The 24236-nt window shown below is 40.8% G+C and carries 28 protein-coding genes and 1 pseudogene; 17 read left to right on the top strand and 12 right to left on the bottom strand.

Features of this window, described 5'->3' with window-relative positions; translation table 11 throughout:
- Window positions 1–236 precede the first annotated feature (236 nt).
- The 6 genes and pseudogenes from ANSO36C_RS22280 (at window position 237) to ANSO36C_RS22255 (ending at window position 6490) form a co-directional block, all read left to right on the top strand.
- Window positions 237–848, top strand: a complete 612-nt coding sequence (locus ANSO36C_RS22280; protein ID WP_251956281.1) for a hypothetical protein — start codon at window positions 237–239, stop codon at window positions 846–848.
- Between the two features lie 101 nt (window positions 849–949).
- Window positions 950–2511, top strand: a pseudogene (locus tag ANSO36C_RS22275) (efflux RND transporter periplasmic adaptor subunit).
- A gap of 23 nt (window positions 2512–2534) precedes the next feature.
- Window positions 2535–2900: a hypothetical protein gene (locus tag ANSO36C_RS22270; protein WP_251956280.1), complete on the top strand. Its 366-nt coding sequence runs from the start codon at window positions 2535–2537 to the stop codon at window positions 2898–2900.
- Window positions 2901–2931: 31 nt separating this feature from the next.
- Complete coding sequence (locus ANSO36C_RS22265) at window positions 2932–4212, top strand: ABC transporter permease (protein ID WP_251956279.1); 1281 nt, start codon at window positions 2932–2934, stop codon at window positions 4210–4212.
- A gap of 65 nt (window positions 4213–4277) precedes the next feature.
- The gene (locus tag ANSO36C_RS22260; protein ID WP_323374477.1) at window positions 4278–4949 is read left to right on the top strand and encodes an ABC transporter ATP-binding protein; all 672 of its coding nucleotides are present in this window, start codon (window positions 4278–4280) and stop codon (window positions 4947–4949) included.
- A 107-nt stretch (window positions 4950–5056) separates the two neighbouring features.
- Window positions 5057–6490 carry a TolC family protein gene (locus ANSO36C_RS22255; protein WP_251956278.1) on the top strand — a complete coding sequence of 478 codons (1434 nt, stop codon included), beginning with the start codon at window positions 5057–5059 and terminating at the stop codon, window positions 6488–6490.
- Between the two features lie 8 nt (window positions 6491–6498).
- Here ANSO36C_RS22255 and ANSO36C_RS22250 read toward each other — a convergent pair whose 3' ends face one another.
- On the bottom strand, window positions 6499–7317 hold the full coding sequence (locus ANSO36C_RS22250; protein ID WP_251956277.1) for a class I SAM-dependent methyltransferase: 819 nt from the start codon (window positions 7315–7317) through the stop codon (window positions 6499–6501).
- Between the two features lie 6 nt (window positions 7318–7323).
- On the opposite strand from ANSO36C_RS22250, the gene ANSO36C_RS22245 reads away from it, so the two are divergent.
- Together ANSO36C_RS22245 and ANSO36C_RS22240 are read left to right on the top strand one after the other, a co-directional pair.
- Window positions 7324–8085, top strand: a complete 762-nt coding sequence (locus ANSO36C_RS22245; protein WP_251956276.1) for a class I SAM-dependent methyltransferase — start codon at window positions 7324–7326, stop codon at window positions 8083–8085.
- Between the two features lie 77 nt (window positions 8086–8162).
- Window positions 8163–8843: a Uma2 family endonuclease gene (locus tag ANSO36C_RS22240; protein WP_251956275.1), complete on the top strand. Its 681-nt coding sequence runs from the start codon at window positions 8163–8165 to the stop codon at window positions 8841–8843.
- A gap of 195 nt (window positions 8844–9038) precedes the next feature.
- Here the strand turns inward: ANSO36C_RS22240 and ANSO36C_RS22235 are convergent, their stop codons facing one another.
- The 3 genes from ANSO36C_RS22235 to ANSO36C_RS22225 all read right to left on the bottom strand — a co-directional run bounded on the left by ANSO36C_RS22235 (window position 9039) and on the right by ANSO36C_RS22225 (window position 10513).
- Window positions 9039–9335 carry a hypothetical protein gene (locus ANSO36C_RS22235; RefSeq protein ID WP_251956274.1) on the bottom strand — a complete coding sequence of 99 codons (297 nt, stop codon included), beginning with the start codon at window positions 9333–9335 and terminating at the stop codon, window positions 9039–9041.
- Window positions 9336–9431: 96 nt separating this feature from the next.
- A complete protein-coding gene (locus ANSO36C_RS22230) occupies window positions 9432–10010 on the bottom strand; it encodes a Uma2 family endonuclease (protein ID WP_251956273.1) in 579 nt (192 codons plus the stop codon).
- A gap of 35 nt (window positions 10011–10045) precedes the next feature.
- Complete coding sequence (locus tag ANSO36C_RS22225; RefSeq protein WP_251956272.1) at window positions 10046–10513, bottom strand: VOC family protein; 468 nt, start codon at window positions 10511–10513, stop codon at window positions 10046–10048.
- Between the two features lie 75 nt (window positions 10514–10588).
- Here ANSO36C_RS22225 and ANSO36C_RS22220 point away from each other — a divergent pair, with 75 nt between their 5' ends.
- Window positions 10589–11062, top strand: coding sequence for a DUF4385 domain-containing protein (locus ANSO36C_RS22220; RefSeq protein WP_251956271.1), 474 nt, complete (start codon window positions 10589–10591; stop codon window positions 11060–11062).
- A 33-nt stretch (window positions 11063–11095) separates the two neighbouring features.
- Here the strand turns inward: ANSO36C_RS22220 and ANSO36C_RS22215 are convergent, their stop codons facing one another.
- Window positions 11096–11350: a hypothetical protein gene (locus ANSO36C_RS22215; RefSeq protein WP_251956270.1), complete on the bottom strand. Its 255-nt coding sequence runs from the start codon at window positions 11348–11350 to the stop codon at window positions 11096–11098.
- 165 nt (window positions 11351–11515) lie between these two features.
- Here ANSO36C_RS22215 and ANSO36C_RS22210 point away from each other — a divergent pair, with 165 nt between their 5' ends.
- On the top strand, window positions 11516–11941 hold the full coding sequence (locus tag ANSO36C_RS22210; protein ID WP_251956269.1) for a hypothetical protein: 426 nt from the start codon (window positions 11516–11518) through the stop codon (window positions 11939–11941).
- A 69-nt stretch (window positions 11942–12010) separates the two neighbouring features.
- Here the strand turns inward: ANSO36C_RS22210 and ANSO36C_RS22205 are convergent, their stop codons facing one another.
- Complete coding sequence (locus ANSO36C_RS22205; RefSeq protein ID WP_251956268.1) at window positions 12011–12634, bottom strand: TenA family protein; 624 nt, start codon at window positions 12632–12634, stop codon at window positions 12011–12013.
- Between the two features lie 36 nt (window positions 12635–12670).
- Window positions 12671–13441: a pentapeptide repeat-containing protein gene (locus ANSO36C_RS22200; RefSeq protein WP_251956267.1), complete on the bottom strand. Its 771-nt coding sequence runs from the start codon at window positions 13439–13441 to the stop codon at window positions 12671–12673.
- 261 nt (window positions 13442–13702) lie between these two features.
- Between ANSO36C_RS22200 and ANSO36C_RS22195 the strand changes: the two genes are divergently transcribed.
- A complete protein-coding gene (locus ANSO36C_RS22195) occupies window positions 13703–13969 on the top strand; it encodes a type II toxin-antitoxin system HicA family toxin (protein WP_251956266.1) in 267 nt (88 codons plus the stop codon).
- Window positions 13953–14165, top strand: coding sequence for a type II toxin-antitoxin system HicB family antitoxin (locus ANSO36C_RS22190; protein WP_251956265.1), 213 nt, complete (start codon window positions 13953–13955; stop codon window positions 14163–14165). Before ANSO36C_RS22195 ends, ANSO36C_RS22190 begins: the two co-directional genes overlap by 17 nt.
- A gap of 177 nt (window positions 14166–14342) precedes the next feature.
- Here ANSO36C_RS22190 and ANSO36C_RS22185 read toward each other — a convergent pair whose 3' ends face one another.
- The 3 genes from ANSO36C_RS22185 to ANSO36C_RS22175 all read right to left on the bottom strand — a co-directional run bounded on the left by ANSO36C_RS22185 (window position 14343) and on the right by ANSO36C_RS22175 (window position 17981).
- Entirely contained in the window at window positions 14343–14936 is a 594-nt protein-coding gene (locus ANSO36C_RS22185) for a hypothetical protein (RefSeq protein WP_251956264.1), read from the bottom strand.
- Between the two features lie 701 nt (window positions 14937–15637).
- Window positions 15638–16546, bottom strand: a complete 909-nt coding sequence (locus ANSO36C_RS22180) for a hypothetical protein (protein ID WP_251956263.1) — start codon at window positions 16544–16546, stop codon at window positions 15638–15640.
- A gap of 373 nt (window positions 16547–16919) precedes the next feature.
- Window positions 16920–17981: an L-histidine N(alpha)-methyltransferase gene (locus tag ANSO36C_RS22175; protein WP_251956262.1), complete on the bottom strand. Its 1062-nt coding sequence runs from the start codon at window positions 17979–17981 to the stop codon at window positions 16920–16922.
- Between the two features lie 211 nt (window positions 17982–18192).
- Between ANSO36C_RS22175 and ANSO36C_RS22170 the strand changes: the two genes are divergently transcribed.
- From ANSO36C_RS22170 to ANSO36C_RS22155, 4 genes are all read left to right on the top strand, one after another.
- Complete coding sequence (locus ANSO36C_RS22170) at window positions 18193–19971, top strand: ABC transporter ATP-binding protein (protein ID WP_251956261.1); 1779 nt, start codon at window positions 18193–18195, stop codon at window positions 19969–19971.
- A gap of 85 nt (window positions 19972–20056) precedes the next feature.
- Window positions 20057–21850: an ABC transporter ATP-binding protein gene (locus tag ANSO36C_RS22165; RefSeq protein ID WP_251956260.1), complete on the top strand. Its 1794-nt coding sequence runs from the start codon at window positions 20057–20059 to the stop codon at window positions 21848–21850.
- Between the two features lie 47 nt (window positions 21851–21897).
- Window positions 21898–22152, top strand: a complete 255-nt coding sequence (locus ANSO36C_RS22160) for a TIGR03643 family protein (RefSeq protein WP_251956259.1) — start codon at window positions 21898–21900, stop codon at window positions 22150–22152.
- Window positions 22153–22187: 35 nt separating this feature from the next.
- The gene (locus ANSO36C_RS22155) at window positions 22188–22721 is read left to right on the top strand and encodes a dihydrofolate reductase family protein (RefSeq protein ID WP_251956258.1); all 534 of its coding nucleotides are present in this window, start codon (window positions 22188–22190) and stop codon (window positions 22719–22721) included.
- Window positions 22722–22774: 53 nt separating this feature from the next.
- On the opposite strand, the gene trxA is transcribed toward ANSO36C_RS22155, so the two are convergent.
- Entirely contained in the window at window positions 22775–23113 is a 339-nt protein-coding gene (gene trxA / locus ANSO36C_RS22150; protein WP_251956257.1) for a thioredoxin, read from the bottom strand.
- Window positions 23114–23346: 233 nt separating this feature from the next.
- Complete coding sequence (locus tag ANSO36C_RS22145; protein WP_251960409.1) at window positions 23347–23658, bottom strand: hypothetical protein; 312 nt, start codon at window positions 23656–23658, stop codon at window positions 23347–23349.
- Between the two features lie 360 nt (window positions 23659–24018).
- Here ANSO36C_RS22145 and ANSO36C_RS22140 point away from each other — a divergent pair, with 360 nt between their 5' ends.
- Window positions 24019–24234 carry a hypothetical protein gene (locus ANSO36C_RS22140; RefSeq protein ID WP_251956256.1) on the top strand — a complete coding sequence of 72 codons (216 nt, stop codon included), beginning with the start codon at window positions 24019–24021 and terminating at the stop codon, window positions 24232–24234.
- Window positions 24235–24236: the final 2 nt, after the last annotated feature.

The raw sequence follows: 24236 nt of genomic DNA, 5'->3' as shown, positions 1-24236 counted from the left end.
TTGGGGAATGAGCATTGAAAAACTGGTGACTTTGGTCATACATCAGTCTGGAATTACTAATGACTTTGGTCATACATCGGTTTCAACTTTTTGATCAATAATTATTATGTATGAATTTATACGACGAGGTAAATATTAAACACTTTGATTGATGTCAAAACCAAAGTAACTGTCTAAAATTGCTGAATCCAAACCTCAGCAGGGTAGAACTTTAATGTAAATAAGGAGTCAATTTCATGTTGAAACCAAAGCGTGTATCGATAGTTTTAGCTGCTGCTGCTCTAATCATTGTTCCCACTCTCTTGACTGCGCCTGCAAGTGCCCAGACAAAAGTCTACGTTGTTGGCGATCGCGATCAAAATTGGGATCGCGACAACAGACCCTATCCTGTAGAAGTCATAAACCCTGGAGACAGGGGCAATTGGAACCGTAACGGCAGACCCTATCCTAGAGAAGTCAGAAACTCTAGAGACAGGGATAATTGGAACCGTAACGGCAGACCCTATCCTGGAGAAGTCAGAAACTCTAGAGACAGGGACAATTGGAACCGTAACGGCAGACCCTATCCTGGAGAAGTCAGAAACTCTAGAGACAGGGACAATTGGAACCGTAACAACCAACCCTATAGCAGAGTAGTCAGACTTGGCAATGGTGATATCAGATATCCCAATGGGCAAATTATTCCTGCTAGATCCATAGTCAGACTGCGTAATCAAGGTTATTACAGACTTCCTAACGGAGATATTCTTCTTCCTAATCAGGAAGTTGTTCCATCTGGAAGATTAGTGAGAGTGCGTGATGATTACTTCAGACTTCCTAGTGGATTGGTACTGCAAATAAACCTTTAAAACACTAAAAACTCAAAATCATTGTCAGTATAGGGCTACCAGGCTATAGTTTTAGCCGTGAATAACTAGCTCGGTAGCCGTTCCTTATAGAAAAAATGGATATGAAAATTGATACATCAAAAGCCGTAGATTCACCAATTTTAGTTCCAGAGGTAAAGAAAAAAAGGGCAGACGTAATTGGCTCTCTTGGCTAATTGCTTTTTGCCTTTTGGGGGGAATTGGCTATGCAGTTTATTACCAAGTAGCTGTTGTTTCCAGGCAAGAAGCCAGCCGTCGGGTACTGACAAGACCTGTACAAAGGCAGAGTTTAACAATGACAGTTTCAGCAAACGGAACGGTGAAGCCTGAACGGTCAATTAACCTCAGCCCGAAAAATTCCGGCATCTTGAAAACACTGCTGGCCAAGGAAGGGGATCTCGTCAAACAAGGACAGATTGTCGCTTACATGGATGATTCTAACCTGCGGGGACAACTTACCTCGGCTCAAGGACAATTGGCACAAGCCGAGGCGAATTTGCAAAAAGCGATCGCAGGGAATCGTCCTCAAGATATTGCTCAAGCCCAAGGAGTATTAGACGAAGCCCAGGCAAATTTACAAAAGGTACAAGCAGGTAATCGCTCTCAAGATATTGCCCAAGCACAGGCACGCTTGCAAAGCGCTCAAGCTGCCCTTCGCCAAGCAGAAGATGATTTGGTTCGTAATCAACAACTTTACAATGCAGGCGGTATTTCCCTTCAGACTCTTAACCAAAGCCGTTCTAATCGTGACAGCGCCCAAGCTAACGTAAATGAAGTACAGCAAGCACTGGGGTTGCAAAAAGCCGGGTCACGTCCAGAAGACATCGAGCAAGCCCGAGCTGTGGTGAAGCAGAGACAGCAAGCTTTGGCACTTGTGAAAGCGGGTACACGCCAAGAAGATATTGACGCAGCCCGTGCCCAGGTAACATCTGCTCGTGGTTCGCTGCAAAACATCCAAGCTCAAATTAATGACACGATTATTCGCGCCCCTTTTGATGGTGTGGTGACAAAGAAGTTTGCTGATCCCGGTGCTTTCGTGACACCCACAACCGCTAGTAGTGAAGTAGCTTCTTCTTCTTCTTCTTCAATCTTGTCTCTAGCTTCAACAAATGAGATTGTCGCCAGTTTAGCGGAAACAAACATTTCCAAAATCAGCCTTGGTCAAAAAGTCTCGATTCAAGCAGATGCCTACCCAGGAAAAACCTTTGAAGGTAAAGTCAGCCAAATCGCTGCCCAAGCAATAGTCGCGCAAAACGTCACCAGTTTTGAAGTCAGAGTATCGCTTTCAGACCCAGAAAGGCTACTGCGGTCTGGGATGAATGCGGAAGTAGATTTTCAAGTCGGTCAAGTTGAAAATGCTTTAGTAGTGCCAACCGCCTCAGTCGTGCGCCAACAAAATGCCACAGGTGTATATGTGCCTGGAGCAGATAACAAACCTGTATTTACTCGCATTGAAACTGGCGTCACTGCAAATAACTTTACCGAAGTTAAGTCTGGATTGACAGGAGACGAGAGGGTATTACTCAGTTTCCCTCCAGGATCACGTCCGCAATCAACACCACGAGGAGGAGTTTTGCCTGGTCTAGGCGGAGGCGGAGGAGGAAGAGGAACTGGTGGTGGTCGTCAAGGCGGTGGTTCCCCTTAAAGTTAGTTTTAAATCAATACGGTTTGGCTCAACTGCCGAGTAAAAAGGCTCAACTGCCGAGTAAAAAGGCTCAACTGCCGAGTAAAAAGGCTCAACTGCCGAGTAAAAAGGCTCAACTGCCGAGTAAAAAGGCTCAACTGCCGAGTAAAAAGGTTCAACTGCCGAGTAAAAAGGTTCAAATACCGAGTAAAAAGGTTCAACTGCCAAATTCAGAGGTGGTAATGAATACAAAACTCAGCTTGACTTTTGACTTTTCCGTTCGCGTAGCGTCCCGTAGGGAAGGGGCTGACTTTCGCCTTGCGGTACTAGGCTTAACTCTTTTAACGAACCGCAATTTCTACGAGACACCACCTGAAGGACGCCAAAGAAGAGAAGGAAGAAATGCTTAACTGAATTGTATTGAGTTTCAAATAAAACTTTATGTTTAAGATATTTAGCGGCTCTAAGAAAGCTAAGAATACCCGCACAGTACCATTGTTAGAAATTTTGACAATGGCGGCAGAGACTCTGTGGAGTAACAAATTACGCACAGGTTTAACGATGTTGGGCGTGATTATTGGGATTTCTTCAGTCATTGCGATTACTTCTGTTGGTCAGGGAGTGCAAAAGGGGGTTGAACAACAGATACAAGCATTGGGTACAGATGTGATCCAAATTTTGGCGGGTGCGGCAAGAAGCGGAAATGTCCGTCAAGGGGTAGGTTCTAGCAGTACCTTGACTTGGGAAGATGCAAAAGCGATCGCTACACAAGCGCCATCAGCACAGATGGTTTCTGCCTATCTCCAACGAAACGCTCAAGTGGTATATGCAGGACAGAACACCTCAACAACCATTTATGGCACAGATTTGAATTATCCAGAAGTTAGAAATACCCATCCCCAACAAGGGAGATATTTTACTCAAGAAGAACTAGATACTACCGCACAGGTTGCCATTCTTGGCCCTACAGTTCAAAGAACACTTTTTGGACAGAGTACCAATGTCATCGGTGAGAGAATTCGCATTCAGGGAGAAGCTTATGAAGTGATTGGGGTGATGGAACCTAAAGGTTCTCAGGGGCCGATGGATCGAGATGACCAGATTTTCATTCCTCTAACTAGTATGTCGAAGAGACTAGTTGGAAACAATGCCCTGGTAGGCGTTTCTGTAAATGGAATTTTAGTCAAAGGTGCTAATCAGGAAGAATTAGAAGCCGCTCAGTTTCAAGTCACCAATCTCTTACGCCTGCGTCACAACATTTATCCGCCACAAGCTGATGATTTTCGGCTGACCAATCAAGCTGATATTGTTAGTACCTTCACTAATATTGTGGGTTTATTTACAGTGATGGTAGTTGCGATCGCCGGAATTTCTTTGGTGGTAGGTGGAATTGGTATTGCCAACATTATGCTGGTTTCCGTGGTTGAGCGGACGCGAGAAATTGGGATTCGCAAAGCCGTAGGAGCCACCAATTCGGCAATACTTAATCAATTTTTAGCTGAAGCGATCGTTATTTCCATTGTCGGCGGACTTATTGGCATGACAACTGGCGTTTTATTAGCTTTTATAGCTGCAAGCATTTTCAAATTTCCGTTTGTAATTTCTTTATTATCGATTATTGCTGGTTTTGTACTCTCATTAAGCGTTGGCTTAGTCGCCGGGGTTATTCCAGCACGGAACGCATCTAAATTAGATCCGATAACTGCTTTAAGAAGTGACTAAATAATTCGTAATTCGTAATTCGTAATTCGTAATTCGTAATTCGTAATTCGTAACTACTAATTCTTATGCCAACAATGATTTGGATGGAATCTATTACCAAAACTTACCACTTGGGAGAAGTTAGTGTTCCCATACTCAAGGGAATTGAACTCTCCATTGAGGAAGGGGAATATGTTTCCATTATGGGTGCGTCAGGTTCGGGTAAATCCACGCTTATGAATATTTTGGGATGTCTGGATCGTCCGACGACTGGAGACTATATTTTTGAAGGCAGAAACCTAACGACTTTTGATGATGATGAATTAGCCTATATCCGTAACCAAAGAATAGGTTTTGTTTTCCAACAATTTAACCTATTGGCGCGGGCGACAGCACTGGAAAATGTCATGTTACCAATGGTTTATGCTAACTTGCCTAAGCCAAAACGTCGTGAAAGGGCATTAGAAGCCCTAGACAAGGTAGGATTAGGGGGACGCACAGCTAACCGTCCTAGTCAACTATCTGGGGGACAACAACAACGGGTAGCGATCGCTCGTGCTTTGGTCAACCGACCTGCATTGGTTTTGGCAGATGAGCCAACAGGAGCTTTAGATACTGAAACTTCCCATGAGGTGATGAGTTTGCTGACTGAACTTAATGACCAAGGAATCACAATTGTGATTGTCACCCATGAGCCAGATATTGCTGCTCAAACCAGAAGAATTATTCGAGTTCAGGATGGTTTGATTGTCGGCTAATTTGTTAATATCAACCCTATAACGGAGAATTTAAAATTTAGACGTAGAGCCATTAGGATGAAAACTTTTGATTTTATCCTTAAATAAATCCAATTAATGACTAGATTATGAATTTCAGCTTATTCTTCGTGCGTTCTACCTGGGTTAGCCTAGCCTTAACAATGGCCTTGCCGTCAAGTATCGCTATTCTTCCAAGTTTAGCAAGTGCAGCAACTCCCCCAAAACCGCCAAATCCCTCAAGTCGTGTACAGGTTCCTGATTACCTCAACCCCAATCCCAATCCTCTGCAATTTCCTACCAAACCGGAGGAAGTAAAGATTCAGGGAACTGTGCCAATCAGTTTGGCACAAGCTTTGGAACTAGCAAAGCGCAACAATCAAGACTTACAGATAGCCATATTACAGGTAGAACGCAGTCGCTCGGCGGTACGCGAGTCCCAAGCTGCCTTGTTTCCTACTGTGGGAATCGACAGTAGTCTAACTAATAGTGGGAATGCCTTTACTAGCAACTCATCTCAAGCCAGCACCTCTTTCAATGGTTCAGCACAACTGAATTATAATCTTTATAATTCTGGGAACCGACAAGCTACTATCCAAGCAGCCGAGGAACAGCTAAGGGTAGATGAATTAAATGTTGAAAGTCAGTCTTTGACAATTAGCTTGAATGTCACCACCCAATACTACAATTTGCAACAAGCCGATGAAGAAGTAAGAATTAATCGGTCTGCTGTGGAGAATGCCCAGGCTAGTTTGCGGGATACTCAAGCCAGAGAACAGGCTGGAGTGGGTACGCGGTTTGATGTGCTACAATCTCAGGTGAATTTAGCAAATGCCCAACAACTACTGGTTAATGCTATTTCACGGCAGCAAATTGCCCGTCGTCAGCTTGCAACTCTGTTAAGTTTGTCACAATCAGTTGATATCAGCGCAGCAGATCCTGTGCAATTAGTGGGACTTTGGCAGCCAACACTGGAAGAAACTATTGTCAGAGCTTTTCAAAATCGTCCAGAACTGCAACAGCAATTAGCACAACGTAATATTAACGAGCAACAGCGACGACAGGCGCTTTCACAGCTAGGGCCGCAAATTAGTTTGGCAGGCAATTACAACCTGCGAGATCGGTTTGATGATAGTGTTAGCATTAATGATAGCTATTCAGTAGGAATTCAAGGAAATCTAAATTTGTTTGATGGGGGAGCCGCAAGAGCAAGGGCGGATCAGTCGAGAGCTAATATTGCGATCGCAGAGACTCAATTTGCTAGCCAGCGCGACCTAATTCGCTTTGATGTAGAACAGTTCTACTCTCAATTGCAATCTAATTTAGATAATGTGCAGACTTCTACTGTGGCTTTAAATCAAGCCAGAGAAGCTCTGAATTTAGCAAGGCTGAGGTTCCAAGCTGGTGTGGGTACTCAAACAGAAGTGATCGCTGCTGAAAATGACCTGACAACAGCAGAAGGTAATCGAGTCACAGCTATTTTAGATTACAATCGCGCTCTAGCTAATTTGCAAAGATCGGTCACTTTCAGGGGTTCGCGCTAAGGTAAAACTTATTTTCGAGCGCGAACAAAGAACTTTGTCGTGTCTTCCCAAATACCTCGATCAGTTGCTAGTTTCTCAATTTCTGCTTTGTACTCAACTTGCAACTGATTTAATTGTTTTTGTGATAATTTTGACAACAAAGGATTACCTTTAAAATTTATATTCATTGCGATCTCAGATAATTCTTTATCCCTTAGAGGGCGATAACGTCCCGATGGCTCAATCTTAATTTCGATATCTCTAAAACCTGCCTGAATGAGCAAATTACGACATTTCTCTGGAGTCCCAAGAGTTTCAAGGATATGTGGTAGCGATACATCTAAAACTTTAGCGCAGACACTCTGCTGAAGAGATGCCATATAAGCAGTTTCGGGAGGACAGGTAAATGCCACAAATCCTCCTGTTTTCAAGAAGCGATACCACTTTTGCAAAATAGCAAGGATATCAGGAAAAAGTACAATTGCTTCACAGCAAAAGACAACATCAAAACTACTATCACTAAAGTGGAAATATTCTGCATCTGCCTCAATCAACTCAATATTTTCTAACTTTGCTGCGGCAATCTTCAGTCTTGCTTGATGCAACATTCCAGGAGTCATGTCAATCCCAATCACATAACCCTCAGAACCAACTTTTTCAGCTGCGGGTATCGCCAATAAACCTGTTCCAGTCGCTACATCAAGGATTTTCTGCCCCAGTCCTAGCGGTACAAATTCAAGTAAAATCTTGGCTTCTAAAGGATGGCGAGTACCTTTCTCATGGTCATAAGTCGTTCTACTACCATAAAATTCTTTTAGTTTCTGCTTATAATTATCCAGATCAGTCATAAACAAATGTCAAAATTTCTCTACTTTATAGTAACTTTTGTTGTGATATTAAGTTGCTTGCTGCTGAATCCAACGCTGACAGTACAAGCCGCGACTTCATCCCGCACTGTTTACGAACAACGGATAATCCATAGTCCAGATGGTATCGGCAAATATTACATGGGGCGCGAAATTGCCAAAGTTATGGGATACACTGGCGCTGGCTGGCTAGAACGTCCAAGTAGAGAGGGAGAAGAACAGCCAAGTAAGGTAGTTAACGTCCTCAATCTGAAACCTAATGATGTAGTGGCAGATATTGGCGCTGGTACAGGTTATTTAAGCTTTCGCATCGCGCCTTTATTAACAGCAGGGAAAGTGTTGGCTGTAGATGTTCAGCCCGAAATGTTGGAAATTATTGAGTTATTCAAAAAAGAGAAAAATATCACCAATGTTGAGCCTGTTTTGGCAACTCTTAGCGACCCCAACTTACCTTCTGAAAGTATCGATTTGGCGTTGATGGTAGATGCTTATCATGAACTTGAGTATCCCCAAGAAGTGATGCAAGGAATTGTCAAAGCACTTAAACCAGGTGGCCGGGTGGTGCTGGTTGAGTACCGGGGTGAAAATCCCTTTATTATGATTAAAGGTCTGCACAAGATGACTCAAAAGCAAGTCCGTAAAGAAATGCAAGCTGTTGGTTTGGTTTGGCGGGAAACTAAAAACCTGTTACCTCAACAGCATTTAATGGTATTTGAAAAACCTGATTCTAGCGATTTATTAACAAAATGAGGCTTGGGTAGTATTTCCGTAGAAAAATATGTACCAAGCCATAATTAAAGTAAGACTTCTTGCCAGAGCAGAAAATCATGGTCAACCTATCACTCAAGCAACGAATTCCTCCTTTAGAAAATGGCGATCGCCTCACTCGCTACGAATTTGAACGGCGATATCAAGCAATGCCCCATCATCAAAAGGCAGAATTAATTGAAGGAGTTGTATATTTGGCATCCCCATTACGCTTTGAAAGTCATGCTGAACCACATGGTCATACAATCACTTGGTTAGGAGTTTATGAAGCATCAACTCCTGGTGTGAGATTGGGAATTGAGCCAACAGTCCGCTTAGATCGAGACAATGAACCGCAACCAGATGGAGTGCTATTAATTACACCAGCAGCTAACGGGCAATCTCGTTTGAGTGATAATGATTACATTGAAGGTGCGCCAGAACTGGTAATAGAGATAGCAGCTAGCAGTGTTGCTATTGATTTACATGACAAGAAAAAAGTCTATGGTCGTAATGGGGTAAAAGAATACATTGTTTGGCAAATATTTGAAAACAAATTAGATTGGTTTCGCCTGCAACAAGGAGAATATATCTCTTTAGAAGTGGACGCGGATGGGATTATCAAAAGTCAAGTATTTCCTGGCTTGTGGTTATCAATGTTTGATTTACTTGCTGGCAATATGCAGCAAGTATTGGCTGTGTTGCAGTTGGGATTAAATTCGCCAGAACATCAAATATTTGTGCAGCAGTTGTCTAGTTAAGCTGTCGCGCATTTAATTTGCACAACTAGGGCGGGCAAGATGCCCACCCCACAAGAGATTCATTTTTTTGAGGATGCAAATTAAAAGATTTTTAGCTTAGAATTCAGGAGTCAGAATGGGCTAAACGCCCCGCTATCGCTAACAGGAGTCAGAATAGTTAAAGAATCAGGAAAATATTTGATGACTATTTTGCCATCAGTCTATTTTTTGGGGAATGAGACTGGCGCTTTTGGTTACACTATCCCAAACAATCCAGCTAACAGAATTATCTAAATCATCAGGGCTGTTTGAAACTTTAAAATATAGCTTTTCTTCACGTTTTCTTTCAATGGCAAAGTCGGCATTTTGAGCATAAGCGACTATAAAACCTTTGTCTCGCAAACAATACATCGCCCAGGCTTTCAATGATTGCTTGTATGGTTCGTGTGGAATTGGCGGTTTTGCGATCGTGTCTTCAATTACTTTAAATAGTTGCGTGAGTTTCGCGGTCATAGTAAATCAAGTAGTGTTTTTTAAAGAATTGTTGCCACTTTAGGCAAATATGATTTCTCAATTTTGTTTTATCCCTTTGAGTATTTTAAAACATTATCATACCCAAATTTTTTTCAGATTTAGTACAAAATCAGGTAAAACACTTTCTCCAGAAATAGTTTGAGGTGATTTTACAACTTCCACATCTTGTCCAGGACGATAAATTTCTACCTCCTGTTTTTTTCGATTTATTAGCCAACCTAAACGACACCCATTTGACATATACTCATACATTTTTTCTTGAACTTTTTTCAAAGTGTCAAATGGTGACATTATTTCAATTATAAAATCAGGACATAAAGGAATAAATTTCTCTTTTTGTTCTATTGTCAAACTATCCCAACGATATTTTTCTACCCAAGAAACATCAGGAGAACGGTCAGCACCATTTGGTAATGTAAATCCAGTGGAAGAATCAAAAACTTCACCTAGTTGCTTTTGTTCATTCCATGATGCTAATTGCAGAATTAAGTTAACATTACTTCTTCCAGTTTCTCCTCCAGTCGGTGGCATTATGACTAGTTCTCCTTGGGCATTGCGTTCTAATTGTAAATCGGGGTTTTCTTGACACAACTGATAAAACTGCTCTCTTGTCAGTTTAAGAATTGAATTCAGGTTTAATGTCAGTGCTGTCATAGAAGTATTGCCCGTTTTTACTGACAAATAATTATTTAATGGACTTCTGGATCGCAACGAATTTCAATCATAAAGCCATCTGGATCGTAAAAATATACTCCTCTACCAGTAGGACGAGTGACTGGGCCGTGTGCGATCGCTATTTTATTTTCTCTGATCACTGTCACCGCGCGATCGAATAACTGCGGATCGATGTCAAAGGCTAGATGGTAGGCTCTAGTGAAGGTCTTTTCTGGATCTGGATTTGGTGGTGATAGTTCGGGTTCCCCAAATAAATCTAGAATTGTACCATCGGGGGTGATGAAGTTGGCTACTTTTCCAGATGCGACAAGTTCCACCAGGGTTGCGGGTACTTCGTCGCCTGTGAGTTCATGCAAACCCAGGATTGTGCCATAAAAGTAGCGCGAAGCTTGCATATCCTGGACGTTGAGCGCAATGTGATGCACTTTACGCAGGTTTCCTGGCGCAAGGACACTGTTCACGGATTGGGTGCTAGATAGCATAATCAAAGAAATCTCAATACTTAGATAGAAGTTGAACTTTTTTTTAAAGTTTACTATTTCTAATAAAAATCTATCATGGCTTTTGATTATTCTTTAGACTTTAAAATTATTGATTTTCGCCAACATCCTGAACTCTATCGCGTTGGGAAGGGTGAGCAGGGTGTACTTTTGGTTGAACCATACAAATCAGAAATTCTTCCTTACTGGCGATTCAAAACTCCTGAGATTGCTAGAGAGTCGAGTGAAAAAATTTACGAGATTTTTCTTGATTATTTAGAGAAAGATGATTTTGTCGGCGCAGATATGGCACGAAAGTTTATCCAAATGGGTTATACTCGCTCTCGCCGTTATGCTAATCATAAAAGCGGCAGAAAGTATAAAAAAAATTCGGAAGATTCAAATTCCAAAAAAGAAATTCTTCCCTATGAAGTAGACCCAGTGAAAGCGGAATCGGCAGCAATATTTAAAGCCAAGTGGGTAGAAGCAAAGACAAATGAGAAATATCAAGAGCTTTTAGCCAAACATAAACAGATGTATGAGCTAGAATAAAACACTTTTCCCCACTCAGCAATCCAACAACAATCATAATTGCCTAAGCGATCGCATTTGCTTGTTGAGCGACAGTATTTGCTTGTTGAGCGACAACATTTGCTTGTTGAGCGACAACATTTGCTTGTTGGGCGATCGCATTTGCTTGTTGAGCGACAACATTTGCTTGTTGAGCGACAGCATTTGCTTGTTGAGCGACAGCATTTGCTTGTTGGGCGATCGCATTTGCTTGTTGAGCGACAGCATTTGCTTGTTGAGCGACAACATTTGCTTGTTGAGCGACAACATTTGCTAATTGTGTTCATCTCCAAACAAGAAACAAATATAAATTAGTAAGTATAAACACATGGTAAATCTTAAATATCAAGTCTAAATTAAATCCATAAAATTACTCTTCTCACGCAGAAGCGCACGCGAGTATGTTGAAATAGAAGTATTCCAGGAATATCTCCCATGTCTTTAAAAACTCGCGGTTCTGCTGCTGTAGACAAAGCTCAACGCCGCCTCGCCCTACTCAAATCTATCAATGGGAATCTAGATTTAGGGCATGGACTAAGCATTGAGGCTTACACCCGCCTTATTGATAACACCCGTGCCACGCTAGAAGCTTATAATACGCTTTTGTCTAATCTTGATGAATCTCGTAAGACGATAACTGAAATGGAGGAAACACTCTCGGAACTTTCTGAAAGGATGCTTACTGGAGTTGCGACTGTCTACGGTAGAAACAGCATGGAGTATTCAAAGGCAGGCGGCTCTACCCGAAAGCGGAGTACTAGTCAAAAATCTATTTCACAAGTTCCTTCAGTTGTTGCGGTTCTGACAACTCAACCTACCCAAACTACAACTAACGGCAAAGGCAGCTTGAGCAATGTCTAATTTTATTTTACCTAATAGAGCAGCTATTATTCGTTAAGTTCATAAGGTAGCACAGCTAGTTGCGCTACCTTACTCCAAAATCCACGCAGCTTGAAAAAAGTCGCGTTCGCAAAACATCGCATAACGATAGGTTGAATGCACAACAGAATTAGTAGCGGCATAATTGTCAACCAAATTTTCTAATTGTTGTGTTAGTGGTTGAAAATCTGCACTGCTGTAAGTACGAATCCAGTCTGCATATTGATGATTAGGAATGCCGTTAGCAGCTAACTTTTCTCCCAAAAAGGCATACAAACGCATACAGGGAGACATCGCCGCAGCAGTTAAGCCTACATCTCCACCCCAAGCAGTTGCTAACAAAAAGTCAGTATAGTGGCGGGTAGCTGATGCAGGTTCGACAGAATGCAAATTTACTCCCCACTGAGAAGCATAACCACTATGCAACCGCAGTTCTTCTAAAACTCCACTAGCTAGGTTATGAAATGTGGTGAAACCCAACCAGTCTGGTGCTTTAGCTGCGGCGATACTGTACGCACGGGCAAAAGCTTCTAAAAAAAAAGCATCTTGCCCTACGTAGTAAGCAAATTTAGCTTGCTCAAGAGTACCATCGCCAATGCCTTGAACGAAAGGATGCTTTAGGCAAGCTTGGGCTAAGTCTTGATTTGCTGCCCATAATTCCTGAGATAAAGTCATTTGTTATTTGTCATTTGTCATTTGTTATTATCCCCTTTAAAAAGGAAAGAACTGGAGTAAGACTGAGCCTAGACTTCCTAAAAAGTCAACAAAACTGGGGCTACCAGCACTCACTTTTTCATTTACGGGTGTTTGCAGTTCTTTAATAAAAGCTTGGGCTGTTTGGGTTCCAGGGGTATTGCTTTGGGATGTAAACAACTTTTCAGCAATTTGGGCATCTTGAAATGCACCTTGTCTATCTAGTATTTGGTAACGGGCGACACCGCGAGCTAAATAAGCACCCGCATATTCTGGTTTAATAGCGATCGCTTGATTAAAATAACTGATTGCTTGTTGTTGGTTGCCTTTTTGCCCTTCTGCTACACCCAAAGCATAAAATTCTTCTGGTGAAGCAATTTGTGATGGTATGCCAACTGCACCCTGAAAGTTAGCACCATTCAGGTAAGCACCAGTCAGTTCTGCATTTGCTAAATAACTATTTCTCAAATCAGCACCCGTCAAATTTGCTCCATTAAATTTAGCTTCGCTCAGGTTAACACCAAATAAACTAGCGCCACTCAAGTTTGCACCCCGCAAATCTGCGCCGCTCAAGTTTGCACGGCTGAGGTTAGCACCTGTAAGATTAGCACCGCTCAAATTAGCTCCAGATAAGTCAGCCATCACTAAACCTGCACTGCTCAAATCACAGTTTTGACATTGTTTAGTTGCTAATAACTGTCTAACGTGTTCAGAATTTGCTGCTTGTACGGTTGTTGTCAAACTAATCGTGGTTAAAAATACAGCTGCACCTAGAATTTGCTTTTTCATAATCGTGTAATATTTCTTACTCAATACTAAGATTAACTGAGATGGATTTATACCTCAGCATTATGATATGAGCAATCTCAACAATTTGCCCTCTGTAGTTGTCTATATGACTGATAAATTGGTGATACCTTTCCTGCGGAACGCTACGATAAAGGATTGTAGAAAAGTAGCGAAGCTATACTAGTTCTATAGTTTTGCTTTTGTATAGCCTGATTTTAAATAAATATGAGACTATAGAAACATTAAGACAGTTAGAAAAACGTGAGTCAGCAAGACAAAATCTTAGAAAAAATTCTCTCTGGGACTTCTGATACAGAAATCCCTTTTGCCCAACTGTGGCAACTTTTATATAAATTAGGGTTTGAGGAACGGATTCGTGGCGATCATCGTATTTTTATCAAAGCCGATGTTGAGGAAATATTGAACCTACAACACAAAAAAGGAAAAGCCAAAAGCTATCAAATTAAACAAGTTAGGGCAGTGATTATCAAGTATAAGCTAGGAACTAAAAATGATGTTTCGGTATGAAATTATTCTCTACTGGAGTGAATTAGATCAAGCCTTTATTGCTGAAGTACCAGAATTAGCAGGCTGTGCTGCTGACGGCGATAGTTATCAAGAAGCCTTACATAATGTAGAGTTAGTTGTGCATGAATGGATAGAAACGGCTAAAGATTTAGGGCGTCCAGTTCCTCAACCTAGACCGCGTTTGATGTACATTTAATGTATACACAAGCTCAATCCAAGTGATTTGTTAGTTTTATCATAAATATTTGATCTGCCCTAGATGTTGAACAAAATGAAACCCAACAAACTACTGAAAATGTTGGGTTTTGTTCCTCAACCCAACCTACAATTCTTCTTATAGTTTAGTGCTGATGATGAAGGCAGAATTTGCCTGTTACTGCTTTTTGTCTAGTGGAACCAAAATGTATGTTGTCTGGTCATTAGGTATATTAGCGTTCTCACTAGCAGATAGAGTGTCATCCTCAACTCCACTCTTGTCTACGTCCACTGTACCTTTTACAGTGTCTTTAACACCTTCAGTTGCACCCTTAACAATATCCACTGTATTTTTTATAGTATCGTTAACGCCTACAGCTGTACCTTTAACAGCATCCACTGTATCTATTGCAATGCCGTTAACGTCCAAAGCTGTATCTTTAACAGCATCCCCTACATCTTTTACAGTTTCGTTAACACTGTCAGCTACAGTCTTTATTGCGTTTCCTACAGTTTTTACAGTTTGATTAAAACTCCCAGTGGCACCCTTTACCGCATTTCCTACATTTTTTACAGTTTTGTCAACTTTTTCGGTTGTACCCTTAATAGTTAAAGCCGCAGCTAGCGCACCCAATGTAGCACCAATGAGCGCTCCAAACGCTACTTTAGCTAAGTCATTATTCGTGCTTTTACCTGCTGTATAATTATTGGCTTGATCTGTAGACATATCAATATTTCCTTCAGGCTGTGAAAACTGTTGATTTCCATTCATAATAATCTTCTCTTTTGTAATAAGACAGAAAAACAATACCTAGACGTTTTTTCTTAGTCTCCCAGAGTTTAAGTTGGAAAAACGTAAGTTGTCTAGTAACCAATAATTCATGAATTTTCTATGTTTGCAAGTAGTCCTTAAAGTAGAAGGAATAAATATATAGCGGTTCCCGATCTAGTGAGGTACGTTTTCAAAGCTACTAACCTTGATAAAAAAGATTTGGGTGTACTTTATCTGCTTAGGAAACGCTATATGTCCTTTGAAAAAAGCAACTATTGCTTATCCTTAATCTTTAAAAACTGCTTTATTAGACTTCTCTCAGCTACAAACTCAGAAAATTATTGGTTTGCAATCCTATGCGTCTGTTTCTAAGAGTTACTAAAGCCAAGCACTTTTTTCTGAAAATGAGTCTTCTTTAACAGAAGCTATTGGTATTCATTCATTTATAGACATAAGGGACTTTTGAAAAACCCCCTTTGTCTGATCTGAATCTGGAATATAGAACAATACGGTTCAGTTAAGGCTAAAACTCTGTTATCAAAGTCAATTTTTTAACGAACCGCCAAGGCGCAGAGGACGCAGAGACAAGAAAGAGAAGGAAAAAATTGCTTAACTGAACCGTATTGGAATATAGAAGGTCGAGGTACGGTCTATATCTCCTATACCAATTTCATCATTCTTGATTTACGGGTTAGTTGCAACTATTTCCGCTTATGTTGATTGCTGTAATTTTCAGATGGTTTAACATTTTCTGCTGTATCCTTTGCTTTGTCCGCAGCACTTTGTACAGCTTCATTAGCACCTTCTGCTGTACTCTGTACTGCGTCTAGTGTTCCTACAGTGGTTTCCTTGGCTACGTCAGCAACATTTTCTGCTGTATCTTTTGCCTTGTCCGCAGCACCTTGTACAGCTTGATTAATACCCTCTGCTGTACTTTGTACTGCGTCTAGTGTTACTACCGTGGTTTGCTTAATTCCCTCAACGACATTTTCTGTTGCATCCTTTACTGTATCCCCAGCAACTTGTACAGCTTGATTAACACCCTTTGCTGTACTCTGCAATGCGTCCAGTGTTCCTACAGTAGTTTGCTTGGCTACGTCAGCAACCCCTTCTACGGTGTCGATTGTACCACCTACAACAGCTTGGATAGTACCCTCAGCGACACTCTTTGCCGCGTCCCCTAGACCTTTTGCAGTTTGACCAAGACCATCACTAATAGTCTTTGATGCGTCTCCTATACCTTTTACAGTGTGCTTAAAGCCTTGACCTACTCTTTTACCAGCGAAAGCGCCAGCTAATGAGCCTAACGTAACACCAATGAGTCCTCCTATTAGCGCTCTATTTAATGTAGTATTGCTACCTCCGTTTGTTGGACGAACATCGGATTGAGGCTTAATTGTAGGAGCATTTGCAGGTCTAGATACTCCAGCATCTATAGTTGTGTCAGTTGAACCAGTATAAGATTGACCTGCTGTTGTACGGTTAGCATACTCGATTCCAGATGCTCCAGCATCTATGTTTGTACCAGTTGAATCAGCATAGGATTGACCCGTTGTCGTGCGGTTAGCATTTTCAACCTGTTTGTCTAAAGCTTGCTTACTCTCAACCATATCAATAATCTCCTTCGTTAAAACCAGATAGCTGTTAGTTATTTCTAATGCCTAATCTAGCTAGCACAGAGCGCAACTTAATCGCTCTAAAGAAATACATATAAGGTGAAATGAGCAGCTCCGAAAGTTACGTGATTGGACTTGATGAGCCGCCGCTCCCAATACCTGATCCTCAGTCACTTCTAAATATCTCTGTAGCTGTTCTAAATTTTGATGCCCTGAGATTCCAGAAAAACCTCACGAATCAAAGCCGCTTGTACTTCTAATTTTTTAGTTGACCAAATTGCCTTCTGGCTTTTCCAATGGGAGGGTTAAGGTCGGGTAAAATCTTGGTTAATCAGCTATTTCAGGTTTTTTATTTAATCCACGTTCCTTAATTACTAGCAACCTTACAAATCACCATGATATGTGATTTGTTTTTGTCAGTACTATAGTGCAGAAGTTGTAGTCCAGAACGTTCTATTTCTTGTAATAATTTAGGCATTTCATACTTGTGATGTCGCCAAATAGTAATTTCTTCACCTTCAGATATTTCAATATTTTTATCTATCCCCATCCGACTAAAATTTATAGTATAATCATGAAGGAATTTAAGATTAGCGACTATACTATCTATTCTTAAATCATATTTTCTTATAAGTTCGCAATCTTCAGATTTAATCCCAATCTTATTTTTAACCCACCCATATATTTCGTCTACATGATACTTGCAGCCACCTCTAACTATGCCATTCCACTGCGAGTTAGAACCAATTTCATTAGTGAATACTAGAAAATCATTTTTCCCCATGCTATCTCTAAAGTTTTTGAGTACCTTATCTCTATTTTGATGATTGCCAATGGTAACTCCTAAGTGTAAAAATATTTTTGCTGTGTCGTCATTCTCATGAATAAGTTGATTTTGAAATAAAATTTTGGGTACGCAGCTATTTTCTATGTCAATTGGTGAACTGATAAAGTCAACCAAAGGAAACCATTTTGTAAAATTATTTTTAGATACATGAAGTAATTCTTCACTAATATCTAAGGCAATATATTTATTAACCTTGCCTAATTTATTTAGTTCGCGGATAAATTTTTTCACAGGATATGAATTTCCTGCACCGACGTCTACAATGTTGACTTTTTTCCCAGTGGGGATATTGCTATTCAAATATTGAAAATTATCTTTTAGAAGGTCAATTTCTACATTAACTCTTCCATACCATCTAGGAATAACATATTTTAGATAAAAATCGTTCCAACTTTTTGCACCTCTACCTTTATAAGAATACTTTAAAGGTATTTCTCGTCTAACTTCTAATGCCTCAATTATCTCTAAAACTTCTTCTTTTGAAAAAAGAGCGTAGAATTCAGAACTTGGCTTTGCTATGTGACTGATTATAGTTGAGATATCTGAGGGAAGTTGGGAATTACTATGAAAATTTTGAGCCATTATTCTTGTTCTTTGGTTTTCTTAGATATTGAATTCGATTAGCCGCAATGCTTGCCAAAGAGGTATTCTCCCATGCCACTGTGCCAAAACTCAGAATTTCCACCACAAATAGGAAAGTACTCAATGTCTCACATTCGCCACTGTCTAATGGCTAATTGTTTTTTTACAATCAAAGTACGATAATCTTCCAAAGATACAGGGGTGAATTGCAGTGGTTCAGCAACCAGAACTCCAAGAAAATTCGTCGATCCGGTCAACCCAGCGTGTGCTTAGGAGTTTAAGCACTTACCGATGGACTTCGCTGGGAGCATTGGTTAGCCTGTTGCTGTTGACGCTTGCCAACGCACTAACTCCACAACTATTTCGGTGGGGAATTGATGAGGGTATCACGCAAAAAAACCTCCAAGTTGTACTATATAGCGCCGCCTGGATGGTAGTTGCGGCGATCGCTCGTGGTGTATTTAACTTTGGACAAAGCTATTTAGCAGAAGCAGCATCTCAGGGTGTTGCTTATGACCTGCGAAACAAAATTTTTAGCAAAATTCAAAATCTTAGTTTCAGCTTTCATGACCAAGCGCAGACTTCCCAACTACTAACCCGTGTCACCAGCGACATTGAGCAAATTCGTAGCTTTGTTGGTACTAGCTTAATTCAGGTTGTGGGTTCAGTTGTCACATTGGTGAGTATTTCGGTGGTTTTGCTAATAATGAACTGGCGATTAGCACTGATTAGCCTAACAGCAGTGCCTATAACCGCATGGTTAATGGGACGATTCATCGGCAAAAATAACAAACTTTTTCGGCAAGTACAAGAGCAACTGAGCAATCTGAATGCTGTATTGCAAGAGAACTTACTAGGAATCCGGGTAGTAAAAGCCTTTGTGCGGGAGTCAACGGAAAGATCGCGTTACACAACTCTGAATGATGGCCTAGTCAAGGCAAACATGAAGACCATTAGCGCCATCCGTGGTACTTTCCCCTTGATCTTTTTGCTGAGTAATTTGGTAACACTAGCAGTTTTCGCTTACGGGGGAGCGCAGGTAATTGGGGGTAGATTCTCCATTGGCGAACTGGTGGCGTTTAACTCTTATCTAGCGTTGATTCTCCAACCGATTTTGTTGATTGGATTTGCAGCACCCGCGATCGCTCAGGCAGCAGCTTCTGCTGAACGTGTCTATGAAGTTGTGGATGCAGAGGTAGAAATTCGCGATCGCCCCGGTGCTGTCCCCTTTACTACCTGTGGTGGTAGAATCACCTTTGAAAATGTTTGCTTTCGCTATCCAGGAGCCAGCACTGAAACTCTCAAAGGAGTTTCCTTTGAAACAAAGCCCAACGAGCTAATCGCCGTTTTAGGGATGACTGGTTCGGGAAAAAGCACAATTATGAATCTGATTCCCCGCTTTTACGATGTCACAAAGGGAGCAGTTCGCATTGACGGACGAGATGTAAAAAGTTTCACACTCAAAAGCCTCAGATCGCATATTGGGATTGTATTTCAAGAAACCACTCTCTTCTCTGGCACAATCCGCGAAAATATTACCTACGCCAAACCCGATGCAACCTTAGAAGAAGTGATTGAAGTTGCAAAAACTGCCCAAATGCACGATTTTATTAGCGGTCTACCCGATGGCTACGAAACGATTGTAGGTGAAAGGGGCGTGGGCTTATCTGGTGGACAAAAACAACGAATTGCGATCGCTCGCACTTTGTTAACCGATTACAGCATTCTGATTTTGGATGATAGTACCTCGGCTGTAGATGCCAAAACTGCTGCCCAAATTCAAGCCGAATTAGATGACTTAATGCACCAAAAAGCTTGTACAACCTTTGTAGTCGCTCAACGCATCAGTACCGTCCAGAATGCCGATCGCATTTTTCTCATGGATAAAGGACGATTGGTAGCACAAGGCACTCACGAGGAATTGATGCAAAACAGCCCACTCTACGGTGTGATTTTGGAATCTCAAGTAAAACCAAAGGAGAAAAAATGATCCCCAATTAGCATAATTAATTTTTTTGCAGCCTTGTAATAAAGACTTTTAATCTAAAATCCAAAATCTAAAATCCAAAATTTTTATGAGAGGCACTATTCCCGTTGTTGCATCTGAGGAAACGAGTCCGCAACTTTCCACCCTGCGGCGCTTTTTACAATACGTGCTACTCTATCGCAAAGAAATTCCCTTTGCCATAACATTAGTATTAATTGGGGCGATAACCCAGTCAGTTGGGCCATTCTTTCTCGGTTGGTCGATTGATCGTCTGATTGCACAAGGTAATTTGCAGGGACTGCTGCTGTTATTAGGGCTATTAGGGCTGAACTATGGGCTTGGTGTCTTGGCAATTCGCGGTCAAATTGTTCGAGTCGGCTGGATTATGCAGCGAGTGCTGGCTCAACTAAGGCAAGACATTTTTATTAAAATCCAAAGTCTACCACTCAGCTTTTTTGACCGGAGTGAAGCAGGCGATTTAATGAGCCGCTTACTGAATGATGTCAATACTGTGAATCAGGCATTTGGATTGACGATTGCCCAAATGCTAGGCAACAGTTTCAGTTTGGTGGGCATTGTAATTGCGATGCTGTCAATCAACCTCAAACTAGGTTTGTTGAGCAATCTGGTGGTGCCATTAATGATTTTTACCACAAGCTTATTTGCACGTTGGGCGAGAGCGAGATTTCGCATTACCCGACAAACTATTGGGGAACTTTCTGCCAAGTTGGAAGAAGATATTGGCAGCGTACGAGAAGCACAGGCATTTAATCGTGTAGAGATGAATATTGAAGAATTCGACGTTCTTAACGCCGCCAATAGAGATGCCAACGTTGAAGCTGTGGCAATTACTTCAGCCTTTTTGCCCTCCATCGATTTTCTCAACACACTAGCAACCGCAGGTGTACTAGCTTATGGTGGCTATCTGGCGGTAACGGGAGCTGCAACAGTGGGTGTGGTGACATCCTTTTTACTTTATGTCCAGCAATTCTTCCGCCCTATTCAGATTCTCAGCCAGTTTTACACCCAAGCTCAATCTGCCTTTGCCGGGTTAGAGCGAATTTTTCTATTATTAGATGAGCCGTCAAAACTCCAAGATGCACCCGATGCCACAGAAATGCCGCCTATTCAAGGTGAAGTGAGGTTCGAGAATGTCAAGTTTGCCTACAACCCAGATCAACTGGTTCTTAAAGGAGTGAATTTGCACGCCTATCCAGGGCAGATGGTTGCATTAGTAGGGGCGACCGGTTCGGGAAAAAGTACAATTATTAATTTGATTTTGCGCTTCTATGATGTATCAAGTGGTGCAGTAAAAATTGATGATATTGATGTGCGTAGCGTGACTCAAGCAAGTCTGCGCCGTCAAATTGGCATCGTTTTACAAGACAATATTTTGTTTACCGGCACTGTCGCCGAAAATATAGCTTTTGGCGCTCCTTACGCCACTCAAGCTGATATCGAAGCAGCTGCACAACTAGCAAATGTACATGAGTTCGTTACCTCATTACCACAGGGTTATACAACTCAATTGGGCGAACGGGGCGCACCTCTGAGCCAAGGACAGAGACAACTAATCAGTATTGCTCGTGCGGTATTAATTAATCCCCGAATTCTGATTCTGGATGAAGCCACCAGTAGCATTGATACCCGCACAGAAGCGCTAGTACAAAGTGCGATCGCTCGTTTGCTCCAAGGTCGTACCAGTTTCGTAATTGCCCACCGCCTCAGTACAGTTACTCAGGCAGATCAGGTATTAGTAATTCAGCAGGGAGAAATTGTAGAACAGGGTACTCACGCCGAACTCGTCAATCAGCAGGGTGTTTATGCCAACTTGTATGCTCTGCAACTGGGTACAGCAGACACAACGGTTCTTCAAAACTAAAAGTAAAATATATATATAGCTCTAATTTATCAATTGCTAGCAAAAGAATGAAGCTACCTGACCTTGATTCACAAACCATCGATCGCATCATTGAAATGGCATGGGAAGATAGAACATCTTTTGATGCTATTGAGGCTCAATTTGGGCTGCTGGAGAAAGAGGTAATCGCCCTAATGAGGCGCGAAATGAAGGAATCTAGCTTTAAGATGTGGCGAGAACGAGTCACCAAACGCAATACAAAACATTTATCTAAGCGAGAATTTATTGCAGGTCGGTTTAAATCGCACAATCAAAAAACGTAAGTAATTGGGTTAAAACTACCAAATTCAGAAGCACAATGACGAAAGTTACACTCTACATTGCAGCTAGCTTGGATGGCTACATTGCTCGCAGCGATGGCGGAATTGATTGGCTATCAATCCTTGATATAGAAGGTGAAGACTATGGTTACGGTGATTTTTACGAATCGATTGATGCGATCGTCTTAGGTAGCAAGACGTATGAAGTAGGGCTTGGATTTGATCAATGGCCTTATCCAGAAAAAAAATCTTTCGTATTCACCCAGCGTCATCTGCAATCTGATCGTGAGGACGTTGTATTTGTTTCTGGCTCAGTAAAACAGGCATTAGCAGATATAGAAGCTCAAGGTTTAGAAAACATCTGGCTAGTTGGCGGCGGAGAATTAATCAATTCGTTTCTTCAGCACAGCTTGATTGACGAATACATTATTTCAACTATTCCAATTATCTTAGGTGGTGGTATATACCTTTTTCCACCACCCACCCCTGAAGAAAAATTGGAGCTTATTAGCTCAAAACAATATCCAAACGGTTTACTGCAAACACATTATAGGCGAAAAGTAAAGATTTAAAATAATTCGTAATTCTGAATGATGTTCTCTACGAATTACGAATTACGAATTAGTTAAACAAGCTTCTGAACAGCGTTGCTAAAGTCTTCGTAAGGAGAAACCCCCACTATGGTTTCTGCTAAAATACCATCTTTGAAAATTAAAACCGCAGGAATACTGCGAAGACCGAATTTCTTGAAAATTGGCTTATTCCTGTCAACATCTACCTTAACGACTTTAGCGCGACCTTTGTATTCTTCAGCAAGTTGATCCATTAAGGGACTAACGAGGCGACAGGGGCCACACCAAGTAGCAGTAAAATCAACAACAACAACTTTCTCTTCACTTCCATTTAAAACAACATCAAATTCACTTTCTTCAACGTAAGCAACTATGTCAGTATTAGTAGACATTTTTTAATTCCTGAGTGTAAAACTAAAATTTCAGCAAAAAGCTAACTATATAAACTATACTCCTTTCTGACGTGTTAGATTCACCAGTTACCTACATTCATTGGTAAAACCCCGCAACTGAATTTTGCTTACTAGCGTATATTTAATAACTTACAATCTTTTTCTGTAGAGTGCGATCGCACCCTACAAATCGACACTAATCCAATAACTCATGCTTTCAAGACGTAGAAGCATCAATAGTCATCCTCTTGATCAAACAGTTCTAACAACCCAATTGTGCCTACAAAAAAAGTATAAGTAGCATATTTTATTGGCATCTTTTTTCTTGAAGGTGCATAAAAAGCTGCTATAATACCTTCGATAAAATGGCTCGTCATCGCAAAGCGCTCAATCCAAAAAATTGGATTAAGGCTGCTTGGTACATTAGTATCAGTTATTAGGGCATAAATATTCCACGATTCCAATCCAATTGCGCTTGTTATAAGCACTGTAGATATAATTTTCACAATAGTATAAATCTTTTTCTTGATAAACTTGAAGTCCATACTGTTCACAAAAATAATGTCTAATATATCTACAAGACTTGGTAAACTAACAAATCAGTTAATGTGTATTATCTAAAAGTTAGCCCTAAGCCAACTAATCTTATCTCATGACTTCTATTTTTGTAAAAATATAGATGAGGTACAGGGATAAATTAGCACAGCTAGCTGTGCCCTTAGCAGTATCCTGTACGGGAACCGCTATATTAAGCTAATATTCTCAAAATGCTAAGAATAAAACAGAGAAAAAACTATGAGCAATTAAGATTAGATAACCAGATATTTAAAAAATGACAAAAGTGTGGAATAATACATAGGTGAAAATTTAACTGCACTCCATAGATTGATAATAAATGTAAAGCTATGATTGCTCAAAATTACAATTCAATTCATATTGAAAACAACTTGCTGAAAAAAATCAAAGTTAAAGAAAATCAACTCAAAATTGCCCAAGAATCTAATATGATTCATGTGGCAGAAGAATTGCAAGATCAATTATTAAAGCTACAGGGTCAATTATCAGAGCCGCAAGAGCAAGACGTTGAAATTCAAGCGTTAATGACTTTGCTAGACGACTAAAA

It is taken from the genome of Nostoc cf. commune SO-36 (assembly GCF_023734775.1).
Classification (GTDB): domain Bacteria; phylum Cyanobacteriota; class Cyanobacteriia; order Cyanobacteriales; family Nostocaceae; genus Nostoc; species Nostoc commune_A.
This window is presented reverse-complemented; position numbering and strand designations above follow the sequence as displayed.